This is a genomic window from Streptomyces sp. KLMMK (assembly GCF_036961605.1).
Lineage (GTDB): Bacteria > Actinomycetota > Actinomycetes > Streptomycetales > Streptomycetaceae > Streptomyces > Streptomyces telluris.
In genome coordinates this window covers 1-6,351 of sequence record NZ_JBAMDC010000369.1, presented here as the reverse complement: position 1 = coordinate 6,351, position 6,351 = coordinate 1, and the positions used below count along the sequence as shown (strand labels likewise).

General features: G+C 72.9%; 8 protein-coding genes. 6 read left to right on the top strand and 2 right to left on the bottom strand.

The genetic code is table 11. From position 1 onward, the window contains the following. The 3 genes from crcB to V7793_RS31210 all read left to right on the top strand — a co-directional run. On the top strand, positions 1–406 hold a 406-nt coding region (gene crcB / locus V7793_RS31220), incomplete at its 5' end, for a fluoride efflux transporter CrcB (RefSeq protein ID WP_336012938.1). Beyond that, complete coding sequence (locus tag V7793_RS31215) at positions 403–768, top strand: DUF190 domain-containing protein (RefSeq protein ID WP_336012935.1); 366 nt, start codon at positions 403–405, stop codon at positions 766–768. The genes crcB and V7793_RS31215, both read left to right, overlap by 4 nt. Beyond that, on the top strand, positions 765–1,124 hold the full coding sequence (locus tag V7793_RS31210; protein WP_336012932.1) for a fluoride efflux transporter FluC: 360 nt from the start codon (positions 765–767) through the stop codon (positions 1,122–1,124). Before V7793_RS31215 ends, V7793_RS31210 begins: the two co-directional genes overlap by 4 nt. A 6-nt stretch (positions 1,125–1,130) precedes the next feature. On the opposite strand, the gene V7793_RS31205 is transcribed toward V7793_RS31210, so the two are convergent. Next, a complete protein-coding gene (locus V7793_RS31205) occupies positions 1,131–2,024 on the bottom strand; it encodes a LysR family transcriptional regulator (RefSeq protein ID WP_336012941.1) in 894 nt (297 codons plus the stop codon). Between the two features lie 89 nt (positions 2,025–2,113). On the opposite strand from V7793_RS31205, the gene V7793_RS31200 reads away from it, so the two are divergent. From V7793_RS31200 to V7793_RS31190, 3 genes are read left to right on the top strand one after another with little or no spacing between them, the layout of a single operon-like run. Further along, positions 2,114–2,830, top strand: coding sequence for a succinate dehydrogenase cytochrome b subunit (locus V7793_RS31200; RefSeq protein WP_336012929.1), 717 nt, complete (start codon positions 2,114–2,116; stop codon positions 2,828–2,830). 2 nt (positions 2,831–2,832) lie between these two features. Continuing rightward, positions 2,833–4,824: a fumarate reductase/succinate dehydrogenase flavoprotein subunit gene (locus V7793_RS31195; protein WP_336012926.1), complete on the top strand. Its 1,992-nt coding sequence runs from the start codon at positions 2,833–2,835 to the stop codon at positions 4,822–4,824. Then, a complete protein-coding gene (locus V7793_RS31190; RefSeq protein WP_336012924.1) occupies positions 4,824–5,576 on the top strand; it encodes a succinate dehydrogenase/fumarate reductase iron-sulfur subunit in 753 nt (250 codons plus the stop codon). Before V7793_RS31195 ends, V7793_RS31190 begins: the two co-directional genes overlap by 1 nt. A gap of 57 nt (positions 5,577–5,633) precedes the next feature. On the opposite strand, the gene V7793_RS31185 is transcribed toward V7793_RS31190, so the two are convergent. Further along, positions 5,634–6,351, bottom strand: a 718-nt coding sequence (locus V7793_RS31185) for a CAP domain-containing protein (protein ID WP_336012920.1), incomplete at its 5' end; no start/stop codon positions are given.

Here is a 6,351-nt window from a genome sequence, read left to right as displayed (position 1 = left end):
GAGAAGAGACAGGGGCGCGGTCGTCTGCGCGGTCTCCCTCGGCGGCGGCGCGGGGGCCGCCGCCCGCTACGGCGCCGGGCTGCTGTGGCCCGCGCCGCCCGGCGCCTTCCCCTGGACCACCCTGCTGATCAACGTGGTGGGCTGCGCCCTGATCGGGGTGCTGCTGACGGTGATCGCCGAGCTCGCCGCGCCGCACCGGCTGCTGCGGCCGTTCCTCGGGACGGGGGTGCTCGGCGGGTTCACCACCTTCTCGACGTACACGGTGGACGCCCAGCGGCTGATCGAGGACGGGCGCGTGGCGACGGCACTGGCGTATCTGGCGGGCACGCTCGCCGGCGCGCTGGCGACGGTCCTGGTGGCGGCCACGGCGACGAAGGCGTTCCTGCTGCGGAGGCGTACGCGATGACCTCCCCGCAGGGCGCGGGGCTCCGGGGCAGGGCCCTGCGCCTGACCGTCTTCCTCGGCGAGTCGGACCGCTGGGAGCACCGGCCGCTGTCCACCGAGATCGTGCACCGCGCGCACACCGCCGGGCTCGCGGGGGCGACGGTCTTCCGCGGGGTCGAGGGCTACGGGGCCTCGTCCGTCGTCCACACCGCGCGGCTGCTCTCCCTGAGCGAGGACCTGCCGGTGACGGTGGTGATCGTGGACACGGAGGAGCGCGTACGGGCGTTCCTGCCGCTGCTGGGCGCGGTCACCGGGGAGCGTCTGGTCACGCTGGAGCCCGTCGAGGTCCCGCGGCTCGGGCCCGCGCCGGAGGGCGGCGCGTGAACTGGCTCCTCGTCGTCGCCGGCGCGATGGCCGGCGCTCCCCTGCGCTACCTCACCGACCGCGCGGTGCAGTCGCGCCACGACTCGGTCTTCCCCTGGGGCACGTTCACCGTGAACACCGCGGGCAGCCTGATCCTGGGCGTCCTCACCGCCGCCGCCCCCTCCCACCTGCAACTGCTCCTGGGCACGGGCCTGTGCGGCGCGCTCACGACGTACTCCACCTTCTCCTACGAGACGCTGGTCCTGGCCCGCGGGGGCGCCCGCGGCTACGCGGCCGCGAACGTGGCCCTCAGCGTGGTGTGCGGGCTGGGCGCGGCCTTCGCGGGGGTGGCGCTGGGGCGGTGGCTGTGGGGCTGAGCCGCCTCAGGCCTCCGCCGTCCCCAGGTGCTCCAGCAGCACCGTCCGCAGCTCGCGCGCCGCGCGCGGCGGGGCGACGTCCTTGCGGTGGGCCAGGGCGATCGTGCGGCGCATGCGGGTGCCCTCGAAGGGGGTGACCCGCAGGCCCGAGCGGGCCGCCACCATGCCCGGCACCACCGCCAGGCCCAGGCCCGCGCGGACGAAGCCGAGGACCGCGTCCATCTCGCCGCCCTCGACGGTGAAGACGGGCTCGAAGCCGGCGGCGCGGCAGGCCGCGATGGTGATCTCGCGCAGGTCGTAGCCGTGGCGGAACATCACCATGGGCAGGCCCTCCAGGTCCGCCACGCGCAGGGCGCGGCGCCGGACGGGCGGGGGTTCGCCGGGGGCGGAGACGACGACGAGGTCCTCGCGCAGGAGCTCGGTGGTGGCGAGGGCCGGGGCGCCGACGGCCAGGGGCGTGATGATCAGGGCGAGGTCGAGGCCGCCGGCGGCGAGGGTGCGGACGAGGTCCTGGGAGCCGCCCTCGTCGACGAGGAGCTCGATGCCCGGGTAGCGGGCGTGGTAGGCCCGCAGGACGTCGGGGACGAGGCTCGCGCAGAGGCTGGGCGGGGCGCCGAGGCGCACCCGGCCGCGGCGCAGCTGGGCGACCTCCTGCACCTCGCGCCGGGCCGTCTCGGTGTCGGCCAGGATCTGCCGGGCCAGCGGCAGCAGCGCCTCGCCGGCGTCGGTGAGGGTGATGTTGCCGCGGGCGCGCTGGAAGAGCTCCGCGCCCAGCTCCCGCTCCAGGGCGCGGATCTGCTGGGACAGCGACGGCTGCGCGACGTGCAGGGACTCGGCGGCCCGGGTGAAGTGACGGACTTCGGCCAGGGTCGCGAAGTAGCGGAGCTGCTGGAGTTGCACGGTCAGCAGCATAGATAGGACGAGCCTATGGAAACCAGCTTCATCATGTCTTGGACGGATGGACCGGCCGCTGCCTAGCGTCTGGTGCCATGGCACTGGCGACCCGGACGGACCGTCCTCCGTCCCTCATCGGCTCCGTGTGGCGGTCGACCGTCGGCAAGAAGGCGGTCATGGCGGTCACCGGCATGATCATGCTGGCGTACCTGGTCGCCCATGTGGTGGGCAACCTGAAGGTGTTCTTCGGGGCCGGGGAGTTCAACCACTACGGGCACTGGATCCGCACCGTCGGCGAGCCTTTCCTGCACTACGAGTGGTTCCTGTGGATCGCCCGGGCCGCCCTCGGGACGGCGGTCGTGCTGCACGGCGTGGCCGCGTACCAGCTCAGCCGCCGCGACCTCGCCGCGCGGCCGCAGAAGTACGCCGGCACCCGCGGGAAGAAGGGGCGGCGCGCGAGCTACGCCACCCGCACCATGCGCTGGGGCGGCGTGATCCTCGGGCTGTTCATCGTCTGGCACGTCCTCGACCTGACGACGCTGACGGTCAACCCCAACGCCGAGGAGGGCCGCCCCTACGAGAACCTCGTCGCCTCCCTCGACCGCCCCGCCGTCACGGCCTTCTACATCGCCGCGATGCTCGCCCTCGGGCTGCACATCCGGCACGGCTTCTGGAGCGCCGCCCAGACGCTGGGCGCCAACTCCCCCCGCCGCGACCGGGTGCTGAAGTTCCTGGCCGATGCGCTGGCGCTGGTGCTGACCTGCGGCTTCATCGCCGTGCCCGTGGGCGTCCTGACAGGAGTCGTGAGCTGAGCATGTCCTTCTCATCCGACCGGACACACTCGTCCGACCACACGCACTCGTCCGACTACACGCACTACACGACCGGCGAGCCGGTCACCGACACCGCCGCCCCCGGCGGCCCCATAGCCGAGCGCTGGGACCGGCGCCGCTTCGAGGCCAGGCTCGTCAACCCGGCGAACCGCCGCAAGCACACCGTCATCGTCGTCGGCACCGGCCTGGCGGGCGGTGCCGCGGGCGCCACCCTCGCCGAGCAGGGCTACCACGTCGTGCAGTTCTGCTACCAGGACTCGCCGCGCCGCGCCCACTCCATCGCCGCGCAGGGCGGCATCAACGCCGCCAAGAACTACCGCAACGACGGCGACTCCGTGCACCGCCTCTTCTACGACACCGTCAAGGGCGGCGACTTCCGCGCCCGCGAGTCCAACGTCCACCGCCTCGCCCAGGTCTCGGTCGAGATCATCGACCAGTGCGTGGCGCAGGGCGTGCCGTTCGCCCGCGAGTACGGCGGGCTGCTCGACACGCGCTCCTTCGGCGGCGTCCAGGTCTCCCGGACGTTCTACGCGCGCGGGCAGACGGGCCAGCAGCTGCTGCTCGGGGCCTACCAGGCGCTCAGCCGCCAGATCGACGCGGGGAACGTCGAGATGCACGCCCGTACGGAGATGCTCGACCTGATCGTCATCGACGGGCGGGCGCGCGGGATCGTGGCGCGCGACCTGATCACGGGCGCCGTCAGCACATACGTCGCGGACGCGGTGGTCCTCGCCAGCGGCGGCTACGGCAACGTCTTCCACCTCTCCACCAACGCCAAGAACTCCAACGCGACGGCGGTCTGGCGGGCCCACCGCCGCGGCGCCTACTTCGCCAACCCCTGCTTCACCCAGATCCACCCCACCTGCATCCCGCGCTCCGGCGACCACCAGTCGAAGCTGACGCTGATGAGCGAGTCGCTGCGCAACGACGGCCGCATCTGGGTGCCCAGGGCGAAGGGCGACACGCGCCCGCCGGCCGCGATCCCCGAGGACGAGCGCGACTACTACCTGGAGCGGATCTACCCCGCCTTCGGCAACCTCGTCCCCCGCGACATCGCCTCGCGCGCCGCGAAGAACGTCTGCGACGAGGGGCGCGGCGTCGGCCCGGGCGGGCAGGGCGTCTACCTGGACTTCGCCGACGCCATCGCCCGCATGGGCCGCAAGGCCGTCGAGGCCAAGTACGGCAACCTCTTCGAGATGTACGAGCGGATCACGGCGGAGAACCCGTACGAGGTCCCCATGCGGATCTACCCGGCCATCCACTACACCATGGGCGGCCTGTGGGTGGACTACGACCTGCAGACCACCGTGCCGGGCCTGTTCGCGATCGGCGAGGCCAACTTCTCCGACCACGGCGCCAACCGCCTGGGCGCCTCGGCTCTGATGCAGGGACTGGCCGACGGCTACTTCGTCCTCCCCTCCACCATCAACGACTTCCTGGCCCGGCACCCGCACGACGCCGTGCCCGGGGACCACCCGGCCGTGACGGAAGCCGTCACGGGGGTGACGGACCGGCTGAACCGCCTCCTGGCCAGCGACGGCGACCGCACCCCGGACTCCTTCCACCGCGAGCTCGGCGAACTGCTGTGGGACGAATGCGGCATGGCCCGCACAGAAACCGGCCTGCGCAAGGCGCTCGGCCGCATTCCCGCCCTGCGCGAGGAGTTCTGGCGGCGCGTCAAGGTGCCCGGGACCGGCGAGGAACTCAACCAGTCCCTGGAAAAGGCCAACCGCATCGTCGACTACCTCGAACTCGCCGAGCTGATGTGCCTGGACGCCCTGCACCGCTCGGAATCCTGCGGCGGCCATTTCCGGGAGGAGAGCGCGACGCCCGAGGGCGAGGCAGCCCGCAAGGACGAGGAATTCTCGTACGCGGCGGCCTGGGAATTCACCGGGCCGGGCCGGGCGCCCGTCCTCCACCGGGAAGCGCTGACCTTCGAATACGTCCACCCCACCCAGCGGAGCTACGCGTAATGGACCTCACCCTGCGCATCTGGCGCCAGCGCCATGCCGGCGAACCGGGCGCCATGACCACCTACCGGGTCACGGGAATCAGCGAGGACATGTCCTTCCTGGAGATGCTCGACCACCTCAACGAGGAGCTGATCCTCGCCGGGGACGAGCCCGTGGCCTTCGACCACGACTGCCGCGAGGGCATCTGCGGCGCGTGCGGCATGGTCATCAACGGGCAGGCGCACGGGCCCGAGCGGACCACGACCTGCCAGCTGCACATGCGCCACTTCGCCGACGGCGACACCATCGACGTCGAGCCGTGGCGGGCGGCGGCCTTCCCGGTCGTGAAGGACCTGGTCGTCGACCGTTCCGCCTTCGACCGCATCATCGGCTCCGGCGGCTACGTCACCGCCCCCACCGGTTCCGCCCCCGAGGCCCACGCCACGCCCGTGCCCAAGCCGGTCGCCGACCTCGCCTTCGAGCACGCCGAGTGCATCGGCTGCGGCGCGTGCGTGGCCGCCTGTCCCAACGGCTCGGCGATGCTCTTCACCTCCGCGAAGGTCGTCCACCTCAACGTCCTCCCGCAGGGCGCCCCCGAGCGGGAGGCCCGGGTGCTGGACATGGTGGAGACGATGGACGACCAGGGCTTCGGCGGCTGCACGAACACCGGCGAGTGCGCCGTGGCCTGCCCCAAGGGCATCCCGCTCACGGCGATCGGATCGATGAACCGCGAGTACCTGCGGGCCACTCTCAAGGGCGGGCGGCGGCGCTGAGCCGGCCCGCCGGCGGGCGGGCCGGCGGCCCGGCCGGCGGGTGGAGCCGTGAGCGGATCAGCGGGCGCCGAAGACCTGGGTCCAGCGCGGGCCGCCCGGGGCGTGGTTGACGCCCACGCCGATCTCCTTGAAGGAGCAGTTGAGGATGTTCTTGCGGTGGCCGTCGCTCTTCATCCACGAGTCCATGACGGAGGACGCCGACTGCTGCCCGTAGGCGATGTTCTCGCCGTACGTGCTCCAGTTGTAGCCGGCGGCGGTCACGCGCTCGCCGGGGCCCTTGCCGTCGGGGTTGGTGTGGTCGAAGAAGCTGCGGGCGGCCATGTCGTCGGAGTGGCCCTGGGCCGCGGCGTCCAGCTTGCTGTTCTCGGTCAGGGGCGAGCAGCCGACCTTGGCGCGCTCGGCGTTGACCAGGTCGGTGACCTGCCGGCCGAGCCCGCCGCCGCCGGGGTTCGCGGCCTTGGGGGCGCGCTTGGGCGGGGTCGAGTTCTTCGCCTCGGGCGACGGCTTCGCGGAGGCGGACCGGCTCGGCTCCGCGGAGGGCGAGGCGGAGGACGAGGCGGACGCGGACGCCGACGGCTTGGCCGAGGCGGAGGCGCTCGCGCTCGCCGAGGCGGACGGGGAGGCGGCGGACGGCAGCACGGACGCGCCGGCGTCGAGGGCCTTCACCCGGTTCTGCGGCGCCTGCCCGTCCTTGGCGGAGACGGACGTCTCCTCGGGGGAGTCGGTGAAGAGGTAGAGACCGCCGAGGACGCCGCCCGTGAGGAGGGCGAGGGCG